15 protein-coding genes are annotated in these 13,703 nt (G+C 66.0%); 3 read left to right on the forward strand and 12 right to left on the reverse strand.

What is annotated here, in order from left to right; genetic code table 11:
• The 6 genes from ACTJJX_RS00095 to ubiE form a co-directional block, all read right to left on the reverse strand.
• Complete coding sequence (locus tag ACTJJX_RS00095; RefSeq protein WP_003095893.1) at window positions 1–249, reverse strand: twin-arginine translocase TatA/TatE family subunit; 249 nt, start codon at window positions 247–249, stop codon at window positions 1–3.
• Between the two features lie 25 nt (window positions 250–274).
• Entirely contained in the window at window positions 275–610 is a 336-nt protein-coding gene (locus ACTJJX_RS00100) for a phosphoribosyl-ATP diphosphatase (RefSeq protein ID WP_003103458.1), read from the reverse strand.
• Window positions 603–1,007, reverse strand: coding sequence for a phosphoribosyl-AMP cyclohydrolase (gene hisI, locus ACTJJX_RS00105; protein WP_003095888.1), 405 nt, complete (start codon window positions 1,005–1,007; stop codon window positions 603–605). The genes ACTJJX_RS00100 and hisI overlap by 8 nt, the downstream gene beginning before the upstream one ends.
• Window positions 1,008–1,122: 115 nt before the next feature.
• Window positions 1,123–2,724 (reverse strand): ubiquinone biosynthesis regulatory protein kinase UbiB, encoded by a 1,602-nt coding sequence (ubiB, locus tag ACTJJX_RS00110; protein ID WP_003095885.1) that lies wholly within the window; start codon window positions 2,722–2,724, stop codon window positions 1,123–1,125.
• Window positions 2,721–3,347 carry a ubiquinone biosynthesis accessory factor UbiJ gene (locus ACTJJX_RS00115; protein WP_003103460.1) on the reverse strand — a complete coding sequence of 209 codons (627 nt, stop codon included), beginning with the start codon at window positions 3,345–3,347 and terminating at the stop codon, window positions 2,721–2,723. The genes ubiB and ACTJJX_RS00115 overlap by 4 nt, the downstream gene beginning before the upstream one ends.
• 14 nt (window positions 3,348–3,361) lie before the next feature.
• On the reverse strand, window positions 3,362–4,132 hold the full coding sequence (gene ubiE, locus ACTJJX_RS00120) for a bifunctional demethylmenaquinone methyltransferase/2-methoxy-6-polyprenyl-1,4-benzoquinol methylase UbiE (RefSeq protein ID WP_003103462.1): 771 nt from the start codon (window positions 4,130–4,132) through the stop codon (window positions 3,362–3,364).
• A 136-nt stretch (window positions 4,133–4,268) separates the two neighbouring features.
• Between ubiE and ACTJJX_RS00125 the strand changes: the two genes are divergently transcribed.
• The 3 genes from ACTJJX_RS00125 (at window position 4,269) to ACTJJX_RS00135 (ending at window position 6,056) form a co-directional block, all read left to right on the forward strand.
• Complete coding sequence (locus ACTJJX_RS00125; protein WP_003095874.1) at window positions 4,269–4,544, forward strand: polyhydroxyalkanoic acid system family protein; 276 nt, start codon at window positions 4,269–4,271, stop codon at window positions 4,542–4,544.
• A 143-nt stretch (window positions 4,545–4,687) separates the two neighbouring features.
• The gene (locus ACTJJX_RS00130) at window positions 4,688–5,104 is read left to right on the forward strand and encodes a phasin family protein (protein WP_003103463.1); all 417 of its coding nucleotides are present in this window, start codon (window positions 4,688–4,690) and stop codon (window positions 5,102–5,104) included.
• A 10-nt stretch (window positions 5,105–5,114) separates the two neighbouring features.
• Window positions 5,115–6,056: a phasin family protein gene (locus ACTJJX_RS00135; protein WP_003158385.1), complete on the forward strand. Its 942-nt coding sequence runs from the start codon at window positions 5,115–5,117 to the stop codon at window positions 6,054–6,056.
• Between the two features lie 43 nt (window positions 6,057–6,099).
• Here ACTJJX_RS00135 and ACTJJX_RS00140 read toward each other — a convergent pair whose 3' ends face one another.
• From ACTJJX_RS00140 to hslU, 6 genes are all read right to left on the reverse strand, one after another.
• The gene (locus ACTJJX_RS00140; RefSeq protein ID WP_003103292.1) at window positions 6,100–6,717 is read right to left on the reverse strand and encodes a TetR/AcrR family transcriptional regulator; all 618 of its coding nucleotides are present in this window, start codon (window positions 6,715–6,717) and stop codon (window positions 6,100–6,102) included.
• 55 nt (window positions 6,718–6,772) lie between these two features.
• Window positions 6,773–8,455, reverse strand: coding sequence for a class II poly(R)-hydroxyalkanoic acid synthase (gene phaC, locus ACTJJX_RS00145; RefSeq protein ID WP_003103289.1), 1,683 nt, complete (start codon window positions 8,453–8,455; stop codon window positions 6,773–6,775).
• Between the two features lie 303 nt (window positions 8,456–8,758).
• Window positions 8,759–9,616, reverse strand: a complete 858-nt coding sequence (phaZ, locus tag ACTJJX_RS00150) for a poly(3-hydroxyalkanoate) depolymerase (protein ID WP_003095866.1) — start codon at window positions 9,614–9,616, stop codon at window positions 8,759–8,761.
• Between the two features lie 152 nt (window positions 9,617–9,768).
• Window positions 9,769–11,448 carry a class II poly(R)-hydroxyalkanoic acid synthase gene (gene phaC / locus ACTJJX_RS00155; protein WP_003095864.1) on the reverse strand — a complete coding sequence of 560 codons (1,680 nt, stop codon included), beginning with the start codon at window positions 11,446–11,448 and terminating at the stop codon, window positions 9,769–9,771.
• 418 nt (window positions 11,449–11,866) lie between these two features.
• On the reverse strand, window positions 11,867–12,238 hold the full coding sequence (locus ACTJJX_RS00160) for a gamma-butyrobetaine hydroxylase-like domain-containing protein (RefSeq protein WP_003095857.1): 372 nt from the start codon (window positions 12,236–12,238) through the stop codon (window positions 11,867–11,869).
• 94 nt (window positions 12,239–12,332) lie between these two features.
• Window positions 12,333–13,676 carry an ATP-dependent protease ATPase subunit HslU gene (gene hslU / locus ACTJJX_RS00165; protein WP_003095854.1) on the reverse strand — a complete coding sequence of 448 codons (1,344 nt, stop codon included), beginning with the start codon at window positions 13,674–13,676 and terminating at the stop codon, window positions 12,333–12,335.
• Window positions 13,677–13,703: the final 27 nt, after the last annotated feature.

Genomic DNA, 13,703 nt, shown 5'->3' on the forward strand with positions numbered 1-13,703 from the left:
TCAGTCCTTGCGCGCCGGCTCTTCGACCTTCTGCGCCTGGGCGTCGATGGTGTGCGGCTGGTTCAGCGGTTGGGCCGGCTGGGCGGCGGGCTGGTCCTTCTTGTCGTCTTCCTCGGTGTTCACCGCCTTGCGGAAGCCCTTGATCGCTTCGCCGACGTCGGAACCGAGGTTCTTCAGGCGCTTGGTGCCGAACACCAGTACCACGACGATCAGGATGACGATCCAGTGTTTCCAGTCAAAAATGCCCATGTCGTATTCCTCGCAATGTATAGGTTCAGGCCGATGGTTGGCGGGCGGCTTTCTCGGCGTGGCCGGAAAGGCCGAAGCGGCGCTCCAGTTCGTCCAGCACGGCTTGCGGATGCTGGCCGAGGGCCGAGAGCATCACCAGCGAGTGGAACCAGAGGTCGGCGGTTTCGTAGATCAGGTCCTGGCAGTCGCCGCTGGCTGCGGCATCCTTGGCGGCGATGATGGTTTCCACCGACTCCTCGCCGACCTTCTCCAGGATCTTGTTCAGGCCCTTGTGGTACAGACTGGCCACGTAGGAGCTGTCGGGCGCGGCGTTCTTGCGCTCCTCGAGCACCGCCGCCAGGCGGGTCAGGGTGTCACTCATGGTGGTGTCCTGCGTGTTCGTAGATAGCGTCCGGGTCCTTCAGCACCGGATCGACGGTCTTCCAGGCGCCGTTCTCGAAGACGCGGTAGAAACAGCTTTCCCGGCCGGTATGGCAGGCGATCCCGCCGACCTGCTCGACCATCAGGATGACCACGTCGGCGTCGCAGTCCAGACGCAGTTCGTGCAGCTTCTGCACGTGCCCGGACTCCTCGCCCTTGCGCCACAGCTTGCCACGCGAACGCGACCAATAGATTGCACGGTTCTCGCTGGCGGTCAGGGCCAGCGCCTCGCGGTTCATCCAGGCCATCATCAGCACGCGCCCGGTCTCGTGATCCTGGGCGATCGCCGGGACCAGGCCGTCGGCGTTCCAGTGAATCTCATCCAGCCAGTCTTTCATGGTCTTTCCACGTTCGTTGCCGGTACGTTGCGCGCGTTTCCGGCGGAAATGGGAGTAGTGTGCCAGCCGGGAGCGCGACTGGCTATCGGCGCGGGCCTAGTGGCCGTGCGCGGCGCTAGCGGCGCAGGATCAGGAACACCCCGCCGGCCAGCATCACCCACGCCGGCCAGGCTTCCAGCTGCTGGCCCAGGCCGACCTCGGCGGCGCCGACCAGCAGCACCGCGCCCACCAGGCGCCCGAGCCAGTCGTGGCGGGAACCTTTCCACTCCGGCGGCGGCGCATTGTGGGCGTGCGGTTGTGACAGGCGTTCGAGGGTGTCGCGGGCCATTTGCGATAGGTGCGGCACCTGCTCGACCTGTTGCTGGAAATTGCGCAGCAACTGCTTCGGGCTGACCCGTTCGCGCATCCAGCGCTCCAGGAACGGCTGGGCGGTGGCCCACAGGTCGAGTTCCGGGTAGAGCTGGCGGCCGAGGCCTTCGATGTTCAGCAGGGTCTTCTGCAGCAGCACCAGTTGCGGCTGGATCTCCATGTTGAAACGACGCGCGGTCTGGAACAGGCGCAGCAGGACCTGGCCGAAGGAGATGTCCTTCAGCGGCTTCTCGAAGATCGGTTCGCAGACGGTGCGGATCGCCGCCTCGAAGTCGTTGACCTTGGTTTCCGCCGGTACCCAGCCGGAGTCGATATGCAGTTGGGCGACCTTGCGGTAGTCGCGCTTGAAGAAGGCGATCAGGTTGCGCGCCAGGTAGTCCTGGTCCTCGTCGGTCAGGCTGCCGACGATGCCGCAGTCCACCGCGATGTATTGCGGGCTCCAGGGCGCGCGGGTGCTGACGAAGATGTTGCCGGGGTGCATGTCGGCATGGAAAAAGCTGTCGCGGAACACCTGGGTGAAGAAGATCTCCACGCCGCGCTCGGCCAGTGCCTTGAAGTCGGTGCGCTGGTCGCGCAGGGTTTCCAGGTCGGTCACCGGGATGCCGTAGATGCGCTCCATCACCAGCACCTTGGGCCGGCACCAGTCCCAGTAGACCTGTGGCACGTAGAGCAGCGGCGAGCCTTCGAAGTTGCGTCGCAGCTGCGAGGCGTTGGCCGCCTCGCGGAGCAGGTCGAGTTCGTCGACGATGGTCTTCTCGTAGTCGCTGACCACTTCCACCGGGTGCAGGCGCCGCGCCTCGCTGGAGACCCGCTCGGCGAGGCGGGCGAGGATGAACAGCCAGGCGATGTCGGAGCGGATCACCGGTTCCAGGTTCGGCCGGATCACCTTCACCACCACTTCCTCGCCGCTCTTCAGGCGCGCGGCGTGGACCTGGGCCACCGAGGCGGAGGCCAGCGGTTCGCGTTCGAAGCGGGCGAAGACCTGTTCGATCTTCGCGCCCAGCTGTTCCTCGATGCGCTTGACCGCCAGCTCCGGCGGGAAGGGCGGCACCTTGTCCTGCAGCCAGGCCAGTTCGTTGGCGATGTCGTCGGGCAGCAGGTCGCGGCGGGTGGAGAGAATCTGGCCGAACTTGATGAAGATCGGTCCGAGGTCCTGCAGTGCCAGGCGCAGGCGCGCGCCGCGGGTCAGTTCCAGCTTGCGCCGCGGCAGCCAGCGCCAGGGCAGGGTGGCACCGAGCAGGCGCAGCCACCAGGGCAGCATCGGCAGTTCGAGGATCAGGTCGTCCAGGCGGTAGCGGATGACGACGCGCTGGATGCGCAGGAGGCGGCGGACAGCGAGGAGCTTCATGCGTCGGGCTTGGTCTTTTGGCTGAGGCGTCCGACGCGCGCGTCGAGACGATCGAGGGCCAGCTTCAGCTGGTCCAGTTCGGCGAAGCGTGCTTCGGCTTCGTGCTGGCCGACCAGCGTACGGCTTTCCTCGGCAAGGTAGTCGGCCAGGTTCAGGCGCAGGCTGTGCAGGCTCTGCGCGCTCCAGCGCGAAGCGTCGCGCAGGCCGCTGCCGAGCACCTGGGTGGCGAGCGGGCCGAGCCAGCGCGACAGTTCGTACTCCCAGTCCAGCTCCAGGCTCTGCAGGATGCCGGCCAGTTCCAGCAGGGCCGCGCTGTCGCCGTCCATGCTGACTTCCGGGCTGTGCAGGACGCGGGTCTTGTCGCGCGCCAGGGCCAGGTGCAGGAGGTTGCCGGCCGGCGCACGCAGGGTGCAGTCGACCTCCGCCTCATGCTGCGCGGCGAAGTGCAGGCCGTCGCCGGCGGGCAGGATGAAGATCCGCAGCGGCGGGCTCAGGCAGTCGACCTCGATGACCTTGGCGGAAAGCCTGCGCAGGCGCGGCAGCGCTGTCCCGTCGAGGCGCAGGACGCGATTGATGCCGGTTTCGGCGGCGGCCAGCACGGCCTGGATCAGCAGCGAGCTCATCGGCGCGCCCTCGGTTAAGGCTTGATACCGCGGTGCAGGGCGACGATGCCGCCGGTCATGTTGTGGTAGGTCACGCGGTCGAAGCCGGCTTCCACCATCATCGCCTTCAGGGTTTCCTGGTCGGGGTGCATGCGGATCGACTCGGCCAGGTAGCGATAGCTCTCGGAGTCGTTGGTGACCAGCTTGCCCATCAGCGGCAGCAGGCTGAACGAATAGGCGTCGTAGGCCTTGGACAGCAGGTTGCTGCTCGGCTTGGAGAACTCCAGCACCAGCAGGCGGCCACCGGGCTTGAGCACGCGCAGCATGGAGCGGATCGCTTCGTCCTTGTGGGTGACGTTGCGCAGGCCGAAGGCGATGGTCACGCAGTCGAAGTGGTTGTCCGGGAAGGGCAGCTTCTCGGCGTCCGCCTGGACGAAGCTGACGTTGCCGGAGACGCCCTTGTCGAGCAGCTTGTCGCGGCCGACCTTGAGCATCGAGGCGTTGATGTCGGCCAGCACCACCTCGCCGGTCGGGCCGACCAGGCGCGAGAACTGCCGGGTCAGGTCGCCGGTGCCGCCGGCGATGTCGAGCACGCGGTTCCCGCTGCGCACGCCGGACAGCTCGATGGTGAAGCGCTTCCACAGGCGATGGATGCCACCGGACATCAGGTCGTTCATCAGGTCGTACTTGGCTGCCACCGAGTGAAATACCTCGGCGACCTTCTTCGCCTTCTGGCTTTCCGGAACGTTCTGGTAGCCGAAGTGGGTGGTGGGTTCGGCGTCGGCGCCTTTGCGGGGATCGTTCATGACGTTCTCACCTGGAAAGAATGCCGGGCATTCTAACAGGATGTGGGGAAAGTGCTGTGCCGCCGTCCGACGGCGCGGGTGCGGTGTTTTGTCTGGCCGCGTATAGTTTTTCCGATCTGCAATCAGGAGTCGATCCATGTCGCGTATCCACATCGAACGTCCGCACAGCCTGGGGCTGGACGCCGCACGGGCCAAGGCGGAGAAACTGGCCGAACGTCTGGCGAAGGAGCACGGCGTGCAGTGCGAATGGCAGGGCGACGAGCTGACCTTCAAACGCAGTGGCGTCGACGGCAGGATCGCGGTGGGGGCGGACAAGGTCGCGGTGGACGTCAAGCTCGGCCTGATGCTGTCGGCCATGAGCGGCCTGCTCAAGGGCGAGATCGAGAAGGCGCTGGACAAGGCGCTGGCCTGATCCCGCCGGGCGTTCGCCGTCCTGGCGGCGCCCATCTTCCGCTTAGTATGCGGTTTCTAATTTTCCCCGATACCTTGCTCTCACGCTGCCAGCGTTCCGGCGGCGCCTGCGGTTTCTTCAACCCAACGAGCGTGAGGTGCCCCATGGCCAAGATTGCCCTGAAGAAAAAGACCGTTTCCGAATCCACTTCCCTGGTCTCCGAGATCCGCCACTATGCCCGCCAGATCTGGCTTGCCGGCCTGGGTGCGTATTCCCGCCTGGGCACCGAAGGCAGCGACTACTTCAAGGAATTGGTGAAAGCTGGCGAAGCCCTGGAGAAAAAAGGCAAATCGCTGGTCACAAGTCAGGTCGATTCGGCCAATGACAGTGTCAAGACCGGCCTCTCTTCGGTGAAGGGAAAAGTCGAAGACCAGCTCGACAGGATCGAGCAGGCATTCGACAGCCGTGTCGCTAGCACGTTGAACCGGATAGGCATACCTTCCCGGAACGATGTCGAAGCACTCTCTGCTAAGCTGGATGAGCTGAGCGCAGTGCTCGAGCGTGTCGCGAGAACCCAATAAGGAGAGCAGGATGGCTGGCAAGAAGAAGAGCGAAAAAGAGTCCAGTTGGATCGGCGAGATCGAGAAATACTCGCGGCAGATCTGGCTGGCTGGTCTGGGGGCCTACTCGAAGGTCAGCAAGGACGGCAGCAAGCTGTTCGAGACCTTGGTGAAAGACGGCGAGAAGGCTGAAAAAGAAGCGAAGTCCGATGTGGACGCGCAGGTCGGTGCGGCGAAGGCTTCCGCCCGCTCTGCGAAGAGCAAGGTCGACGAGGTTCGGGACCGTGCGCTCGGCAAGTGGAGCGAGCTCGAGGAAGCTTTCGACAAGCGCCTGAACAGCGCCATCTCGCGTCTCGGCGTGCCGAGCCGCAACGAGGTGAAGGAGCTGCACAGCAAGGTCGATACGCTGACCAAGCAGATCGAGAAACTCACCGGCGTCAGCGTCAAGCCGGCGGCGAAGGCAGCGGCCAAGCCTGCGGCGAAACCGGCTGCCAAGCCCGCGGCGAAAACCGCAGCGGCCAAGCCGGCAGCTAAACCGGCAGCCAAGGCCGCCGCCAAGCCTGCGGCGAAACCCGCGGCGAAACCCGCGGCGAAAAAAACCGCGGCGAAAACCGCGGCCGCCAAGCCGGCAGCCAAGCCCGCCGCCAAACCGACTGCGAAGGCCGCAGCGAAACCGGCGACCAAGCCGGCAGCCAAGGCCGCGGCGAAGCCTGCTGCGAAACCTGCCGCAGCCAAGCCTGCCGCGAAGCCGGCAGCCAAGCCGGCCGCTGCGACCGCCGCCAAGCCCGCGGCGAAACCTGCCGCCAAGCCGGCTGCGAAAAAGCCTGCGGCGAAGAAGCCGGCAGCCAAGCCCGCCGCGGCGAAACCGGCCGCTCCCGCCGCGTCTTCGAGCGCGCCCGCTGCCCCCGCCGCCACACCGGCTGCCAGCGCTCCGGCAGCGAACGCTCCGGCGACGCCGAGCAGCCAGGGCTGAGTCCTGGCGGCAAGGCACACGCCCGGCACTCGCCGGGCGTTTTTCATTCCGGTCCCAGGTAGCGCTGCGCCAGGCTTTCCGCCGAGCGTTGGGCCTCGCTGCGCAGATGCGGGGCGACCAGCATCATGATCTGGTAGACCACCGTGCGCACCTCGCCCTTGCTGCCCAGTACCCGCTGGTAATCCAGGGAGAACAGCAGGGTCAGGGTGATCTGTTCGACCAGTTGCCCGAGTGCCGGCGCGTCGCTGCGCAACTGCCGGTCGGCCTTGAGGCGGGCCAGCAGGGTGGCCAGGGTCCGCTTCAGCGCGCCGAGCCAGGTACGGATGCCGCGAGCCAGCCGTGGCAGGCGCCCGGTCAGGTTGGACAGGTCCTGGAACAGGAAGCGGTAGTGGGCGAGGCGCTCGACGATCAGGTGCAGGAACAGCCAGTAGTCCTCCGCGCCCAGGCGCACCTCCTCGGGCGGATCGAGCAGCGGCGCCAACTCGGCCTGGAACCGCTCGAACAGCGCCATCACCAGCGGTTCCTTGCCATGGAAGTGGTAGTAGAGATTGCCCGGGCTGATGCCCAGTTCGTTGGCGATCTCCAGTGTCGAGACGTTGGGCTCGCCCTGTTCGTTGAACAGCAACAGCGAGCATTCGAGGATTCGGTCGCGTGTCTTCATCCGGACTTCTTCTGGGGATGGAGGTGCCCGGCTCCAGGCGCCCGGGCCGGATCTTTCAGCGTATATGCACGTAGGTGCCCGGGGCCGCTTCGAGGGGCGGATGCGCGGCGCTGCCAAGGTTGAAGTCAGGGTTGCCCAGCTCGCCCGAGCGCTCCTGCAGCCAGCCCAGCCAGACCGGCCACCAGCTGCCCTCTTCGCGCTTGGCGTCGTAGTACCAGGCGCGTGGATCGCTGCTCAGCTTGTCGTTCTCGAAGTAGCAGGCCTTGGGGTTTCCGGGAGGGTTGAGGATGCTCTGGATGTGCCCGCTGTTGGACAGGATGAAGCGGCGCTGGCCGCCCAGCAGGAGGGCCGAGCGATAGACCGCGTCCCAGGGCGTGATGTGGTCGGTGATGCCGGCGACGTGGAAGCTGTCGATCGCCACCTTGCCCAGGTCCACCGCGGTCCCGCTGACCTCCAGCGCGCCCGGGCGGGTCAGCGGGTTGTGCTTGAACAGGTCGAGCAGTTCGCCGTGGAACGCCGCGGGCAGCCGCGTGTTGTCGTTGTTCCAGTAGAGGATGTCGAACGCCGGCGGCTGCCTGCCGAGCAGGTAGTTGTTGACCCAGTAGTTCCAGATCAGGTCGTTGGGGCGCATCCAGGCGAACACCTTGGCCATGTCGCGCCCGTCCAGCACGCCATGCTGGTAGGAGCGGCGCTTGCTGCTCTCCAGGGTCTGCTCGTCGGCGAAGAGCATCGCCGGGCTTTCCATCTGGCTGTCGAGCAGGCTGACCAGGTAGGTGACGCTACTGACCTTGCGCAGTTGCCGGCGTACCTGCAGGTGGCCGAGCAAGGCGGCCACGGTGAGCCCGCCGGCGCAGGCGCCGGCCAGGTTCACGCTGCGGCTGCCGGTGATCTCGCGGCTGACCTCGATGGCCTGGTCGAGGGCCTCGACATAGGTGCTCAGGCCCCATTCGCGGTGCTGGGCGTCGGGGTTGCGCCAACTGATGACGAAGACCTGCAGGTTGTTCTTCAGGGCGTACTGGACGAAGCTCTTTTCCGGCGACAGGTCGAAGATGTAGTACTTGTTGATCTGCGGCGGCACGATCAGCAGGGGCTTGGCGTACTGGCGCTCGCCCAGCGGCTTGTACTGGATCAGCTCCAGCACCTCGTTGCGGAACACCACCGCGCCTTGCGTGGTGGCGAGGTTGCGACCGATCTCGAAGGCGGTCTTGTTCACCTGGCTGGGCATGCCGCCGTTGTGCACCAGGTCTTCGAGCAGGTGGCGGACGCCATTGAGCAGGCTGATCCCGCCGGTATTGAACAGTTCCTTTACCGCCAGTGGATTGATCAGGCTGTTGCTGGGTGCCACGGCGTCGGAGAGCAAGGCGACGAGGAAGCGGGCGCGGGCGCGATCGTCGCAGTCCAGGTTGCTTTCGTCGATCCAGGCGAGCAGTTGCTTCTGCCACGCCAGGTAGGCCTGCAGGGTGCGCCGGTAGAAGGGATTGAGGCGCCAGGATGGATCCTGGAAGCGGGCGTCCTGTGGGTTCGGCTGGTGCAGGGTGTCGCCCAGCAGCACCTTGCCCAACTGGCCTCCGAAGGCGACCAGGTGCCGCGCACTGTGCAGCGGCTGGCGCAGGCCGTGGACAGCCAGGCTGCGGACCGTCGTCAGCAGGTCCTTGCCGCGCAGGCCGACGATGGCGCTCTGTGCACTCATGAACTCGGCGGGCACCGGCACGCTACCCGATTCCTGCTTTTCTCGCATGGACCACACTCCGTCGTAGGACCACAGTCTGGATGCCACGGGCGATCGTCCCCTGGCTCGGAATACTCAGTTATAGCCTGTGAATTCCGTTTCACCCGGGGCAGAACCGCACACCTGCCTGAACAGGGAGGATGCCGCCCGACAGTGGGGCAGCAAGCGCTGTACCACAACGCCGGGAGGGGCGTCGCAGAGCTTGCGCTGTCGCGGCGAAGCCAGGCGCCATGCGCCGTTGCGGAACATTGGCTATGCACCTGCACCATGACGAAGCAGTGTCTGCTGCCCTGGTGTTGCCCGTGCAGCAGTTCAGCCGGTCTTGGGCAGGAACGGACGAGGGTGCATGACGGCGCGACGGCGCTCCTCGGCGAGGAACTTCATGATGATCGGCGCCACCGATTCGGCGCGGGTCACCAGGAACAGGTGGCCGTCGTCGATCACGTGCAGTTCGGCGTTGGGAATGCGCCAGGCCAGCACACGCATGTTGATCAGCGGGATGATCGGGTCGTCGTCGCCGGCCAGCACCAGGGTCGGCTGGCGGATCCTATGCAGCCAGTGGATGCTGGTCCAGCCGAGCCCGGCGAACAGTTGCCAGTAGTAGCCCAGCTTGCCCGACGAACGCACCTTGCTGGCATGCGCCATGGCCAGCTTGGGGTCGCGGCGGAAGGCCCCGCCGTAGATGTCCGGGGCGATGTGTACGCCATAGGAGGGCTGGATGTAGCGCCGCGGGCTGGCCATGCGCATCAGTACCTTCGGCTTGCCTGGCACCATCACCGCGCCAGCCGAAGTGGCGGCGAGGATCAGCTTCTTGCAGCGTTCCGGATAGTCGTGGGCGAACTGCTGGGCCAGCGCGCCGCCCCAGGACACGCCGATCGCGTTGACCTGGCCGTAGTCCAGGTAGTCGAGCATCCGCGCCGCCAGCTTGGCCAGGCCGGGAAAGCGGTAGGGCACGCTGGGCGTCGAGGAACCGCCGACGCCGGGAACGTCGAAGGCGATCACCTCCAGTTCCGGGTCGAGCGCCTGGACGAAGGGGAACACCAGTTCCAGGTTGGCGCCTATGCCGTTGAAGATCAGCAGCGGAGTGCTTCCTTCCTTGCCCGGCCGCACTGCGGTGCGGATGGTCTGGCCGTCGAGGTCGATGGTCCGGAAGACGAAGGGCTGGGGCATGCTCGGGGTCCTCGGCGGCGCAGCCGCGGGCTCGGCGATACGGGGCCTGGCCGGCTTCCGCGCGGCACGGGGCCGCGCCGGAGGCGCTGGCGGGGTTTCGTCGGCGGAGGCCGCGGATCGCTCCTGCGGCTGTTCTTCAGGCTGGTCGCTTTTCATCGTTCATGCACGTAGGTTCCGGGCGCGGCTTCGCCGGCCGGATAGGTCTTGTTGCCCAGGCTGGCGGGCGCCTTGCGGGTCTTGCCGGAGCGTTCGGCCAGCCATTGCTGCCAGTGCAACCACCACGAGTCGGCGTGCTTGCCGGCCTGTTCCAGCCAGGCCTTGGGCTCGGCGGGCAGTTCCGGATTGGTCATGAAGCGTGCCTTGGGGTTGCCCGGTGGGTTGAGGATGCTCTGGATGTGACCGCTGTTGGAGAGGATGAACTCGCACTTGCCACCCAGCAGCCTGGCCGACTTGTAGCACGACTCCCAGGGGGTGATGTGGTCGTTCAGACCGGCGACACAGTAGAAGTCGCAAGTCACCTGCTTCAGGTCGATGGGCGTGCCGGAGACCTCCAGGGCGCCGGGGCGGTTCAGCGGGTTGCTCTTGAACAGTTCGACGAACTCGCCGTGCAGCGCGGCGGGCAGGCGCGTGGTGTCGTTGTTCCAGTAGAGGATGTCGAACGCCGGCGGCTGGTTGCCGAGCAGGTAGTTGTTGACCCAGTAGTTCCAGATCAGGTCGTTGGGGCGCATCCAGGCGAACACCTTGGCCATGTCCTTGCCCTCCAGCACGCCGGACTGGTAGGAACGACGCTTGGCGGCCTCCAGAGTCTTCTCGTCGGCGAACAGCGCGACCTGGGTATTCAGTTCGAAGTCGAGCACGCTGACCAGTTGGGTGAAGGCGTTGACCTTCTTCTCGCCGCTGGCCACGTAGTGGCCGACCAGGGTCGCGGTGGTGATCCCGCCGGAGCAGGCGCCGAGGAGGTTGAGGTCCTTGCTGCCGGTGATCGACAGGACTACCTCGATGGCCTCCTTGAGCGCCTCGATATAGGTGGTCAGGCCCCATTCGCGCTGCGACTTGGTCGGGTTGCGCCAACTGACGATGAAGGTCTGCACGCCGTTGCGCAGGCAGAAGCGCGCCAGGCTCTTGTCCGGCGACAGGTCGAAGACGTAGAACTTGTTGATCTGCGGCGGCACCACCAGCAGCGGGCGTTCGTGCACCGACTCGGTGATCGGCCGGTACTGGATCAGTTCCAGCACGTCGTTGCGGAACACCACGGCGCCCTCGGTGGTGGCCAGGTTCTTGCCCACCTCGAAGGCGTCCATGTCCACCTGGCTCGGCATCCCGCCGTTGTTCACCAGGTCCTTGGCCAGGTGGCCGAGGCCGTCCAGCAGGCTCTTGCCGCCGGTCTCGAAGAAGCGCTTGACCGCCGCCGGGTTGCTCAGGCTGTTGGTCGGCGACATCGCCTCGGTCAGCAGGTTGATGACGAACTGGCCACGACTGATGTCCTGCGGCGACAGGTCGCTGTGGCTGATCCAGCTGTGCAGCTCCTTGCGCCAGGCCAGGTAGGTCTGCATGTAGCGCTTGTACAGCGGATTCTGGCTCCAGGCCGGATCGGAAAAGCGTCGGTCGTCATCGCCTGGGCGTAGCTCCGACTGGCCGAGCAGGACGTTCTTCAGCTCCAGGCTGAAATGCGCCACGTGCCTGGCGCTGTGCAGCGGCTGGCGCACCGCCTGGAGCAGGACCATGCGCGCGGAGGTGAGCAGGTCCTTGCCCCGGATGCCGATCACCGGATTCAGGTTCAGCGTGTTTTCCGCGGCTTGCTTGGGAAGCTCGTTATTGTTCTTCTGACTCATCGGCAACGCTCCATTGTTCGAGGCGAAACAGGGGACCGCAACGAAACCGGGGACCAGGTGTCCGGCCGGCTACTGCTCGACTACCAGCCCACCCGCACGTTTCAGGGCGGGGCGGACGCACGTCAGGGAAGGGAACCCGGACAAGGGGCTGCACCGTCTTGGTTACGCGAGTTTCCGCTGGCGTGCAAGCTGGCAGAAGCATCGGTGGCCGGCGTGGCTGGCCCGGCGAGCGGCCGACCTGCGGACTAGAGCGTTGCTGCCGTGCAGGGTAGGACATTCGCCGTGGCGACCGCGCCGACCGGATGTCTGGTCTGGCAGTCTGCGGGGCGAATGTTGCAAATGACGTGCCCTCGTTCGGGGCAGCGGGGAAAAATCGCCTGGATGCCGTGTGCCGCGAAGGGGCACTCGGCCCGGCGCTTCAGAGCATCAGCTTGACGACCGACTCGTCGGGGTCGCGCGACTTGCCGGCGCTGGCCAGCTCCGCCAGGTAGTCGGCCCATAGCTGGTCCTTGCGGGTCGCCAGCTCGTACAGGTAGTCCCAGGTGAACAGGCCGCTGTCGTGGCCGTCGTCGAAGCTCAGCTTCAGTGCGTACTGGCCGGCGGGTTCGACGCCGACCAGGCCGACGTTCAGCTTGCCGTACTGCAATACCGGGTTGCCGTGGCCCTGGACCTCGGCCGAGGGCGAATGCACGCGGAGGAACTCGGCAGGCAGGTCGTAGCTATCCTCGCCGTAGCGCAGGGTCAGGGTCTTCGAGGCTTTGTGCAGCTGGATGGCGGAAGGGATACGCATCGCATCGGACTCGCGGAAGGGCGGAGTACAAGGATACCCCGGTTCGGGACCGCGCGGCCCGCCGCCACGGTGTTGGCCGTGGCGGCGGCGGTGGTCAAAGGATGTAGCGGGACAGGTCCTCGTCCTCGGCCAGCTCGCCGAGGTGGCTGTTGACGTAGCCGGCATCGATCAGGATCGGCTTGTCGCTATGCTCGCTGGCCAGGTCGGCGGCGCTGAACGAGACCTCTTCCAGCAGCCGCTCGAGCAGCGTATGCAGGCGGCGGGCACCGATGTTCTCGGTCTTCTCGTTGACCTGCCAGGCGATCTCGGCAAGGCGCTTGATGCCGTCCTCGGCGAACTCGATGGCCAGCCCCTCGGTCTTCAGCAACTCGCGGTACTGCTCGGTGAGCGAGGCATGCGGCTCGGTGAGGATGCGCTCGAAATCGTTCGGACTGAGGGCCTTGAGCTCCACGCGGATCGGCAGGCGGCCCTGCAGCTCGGGAACCAGGTCGCTCGGCTTGCTCAGGTGGAAGGCGCCGGAGGCGATGAACAGGATGTGGTCGGTCTTGACCATGCCCAGCTTGGTGTTCACCGTGCAGCCCTCGATCAGCGGCAGCAGGTCGCGCTGTACGCCCTCGCGGGAGACGTCGGCGCCGCCGGCGTTGGCGCGCTTGGCGATCTTGTCGATCTCGTCGATGAAGACGATGCCGTGCTGCTCGACCGCCTCCAGGGCGCGTGCCTTGAGCTCTTCCTCGTTGACCAGGCGCACCGCCTCTTCGTCGCGGATCAGCTTCAGGGCCTCGGCGACCTTCAGCTTGCGGGTCTTCTTCTTGCCCTTGCTCATGCCGGAGAACAGGTTCTGCAACTGGTTGGTCATCTCCTCCATGCCGGGCGGGGCCATGATCTCCACGCCGGCCGGGTTGTCGGCCACCTCGATGTCGATTTCCTTGTCGTCCAGCTGGCCTTCGCGCAGGCGCTTGCGGAACAGCTGGCGGGTGTTGCTGTCCTCGCGTGCCGGCTCGTCGCCGAAGCCCATGGCGGGACGCGCGGCCGGCAGCAGGGCATCGAGGATGCGCTCTTCGGCGGCGTCCTCGGCGCGATACTTGACCTTCTGGATCTCCTGTTCGCGGAGCATCTTCACCGCGGCGTCGGCGAGATCGCGGATGATCGATTCGACGTCGCGTCCGACATAGCCGACCTCGGTGAACTTGGTCGCCTCGACCTTGATGAACGGCGCGTTCGCCAGGCGCGCCAGGCGGCGGGCGATCTCGGTCTTTCCGACGCCGGTGGGGCCGATCATGAGGATGTTCTTCGGTGTTACCTCGGCGCGCAGCTCGGCCGGCAGTTGCATGCGTCGCCAGCGGTTGCGCAGGGCGATGGCGACGGCGCGCTTGGCGTCGTCCTGGCCGATGATGTGGCGGTTGAGTTCGTGGACGATCTCGCGGGGCGTCATGGACATTCGTTTACTCCAGCGGGGGACGAGCGC

Origin of the sequence: Pseudomonas sp. 22490 (assembly GCF_052044465.1) — a bacterium.
Classification (GTDB): Bacteria; Pseudomonadota; Gammaproteobacteria; order Pseudomonadales; family Pseudomonadaceae; genus Pseudomonas; species Pseudomonas aeruginosa.

Excerpts from the sequence above, each read along its gene's own strand:
- ACTJJX_RS00095 (WP_003095893.1), bottom strand. The coding sequence starts at position 249 with ATGGGCATTTTTGACTGGAAACACTGGATCGTCATCCTGATCGTCGTG.
- ACTJJX_RS00100 (WP_003103458.1), bottom strand. The coding sequence starts at position 610 with ATGAGTGACACCCTGACCCGCCTGGCGGCGGTGCTCGAGGAGCGCAAG.
- hisI (WP_003095888.1), bottom strand. The coding sequence starts at position 1,007 with ATGAAAGACTGGCTGGATGAGATTCACTGGAACGCCGACGGCCTGGTC.
- ubiB (WP_003095885.1), bottom strand. The coding sequence starts at position 2,724 with ATGAAGCTCCTCGCTGTCCGCCGCCTCCTGCGCATCCAGCGCGTCGTC.
- ACTJJX_RS00115 (WP_003103460.1), bottom strand. The coding sequence starts at position 3,347 with ATGAGCTCGCTGCTGATCCAGGCCGTGCTGGCCGCCGCCGAAACCGGC.
- ubiE (WP_003103462.1), bottom strand. The coding sequence starts at position 4,132 with ATGAACGATCCCCGCAAAGGCGCCGACGCCGAACCCACCACCCACTTC.
- ACTJJX_RS00125 (WP_003095874.1), top strand. The coding sequence starts at position 4,269 with ATGTCGCGTATCCACATCGAACGTCCGCACAGCCTGGGGCTGGACGCC.
- ACTJJX_RS00130 (WP_003103463.1), top strand. The coding sequence starts at position 4,688 with ATGGCCAAGATTGCCCTGAAGAAAAAGACCGTTTCCGAATCCACTTCC.
- ACTJJX_RS00135 (WP_003158385.1), top strand. The coding sequence starts at position 5,115 with ATGGCTGGCAAGAAGAAGAGCGAAAAAGAGTCCAGTTGGATCGGCGAG.
- ACTJJX_RS00140 (WP_003103292.1), bottom strand. The coding sequence starts at position 6,717 with ATGAAGACACGCGACCGAATCCTCGAATGCTCGCTGTTGCTGTTCAAC.
- phaC (WP_003103289.1), bottom strand. The coding sequence starts at position 8,455 with ATGCGAGAAAAGCAGGAATCGGGTAGCGTGCCGGTGCCCGCCGAGTTC.
- phaZ (WP_003095866.1), bottom strand. The coding sequence starts at position 9,616 with ATGCCCCAGCCCTTCGTCTTCCGGACCATCGACCTCGACGGCCAGACC.
- phaC (WP_003095864.1), bottom strand. The coding sequence starts at position 11,448 with ATGAGTCAGAAGAACAATAACGAGCTTCCCAAGCAAGCCGCGGAAAAC.
- ACTJJX_RS00160 (WP_003095857.1), bottom strand. The coding sequence starts at position 12,238 with ATGCGTATCCCTTCCGCCATCCAGCTGCACAAAGCCTCGAAGACCCTG.
- hslU (WP_003095854.1), bottom strand. The coding sequence starts at position 13,676 with ATGTCCATGACGCCCCGCGAGATCGTCCACGAACTCAACCGCCACATC.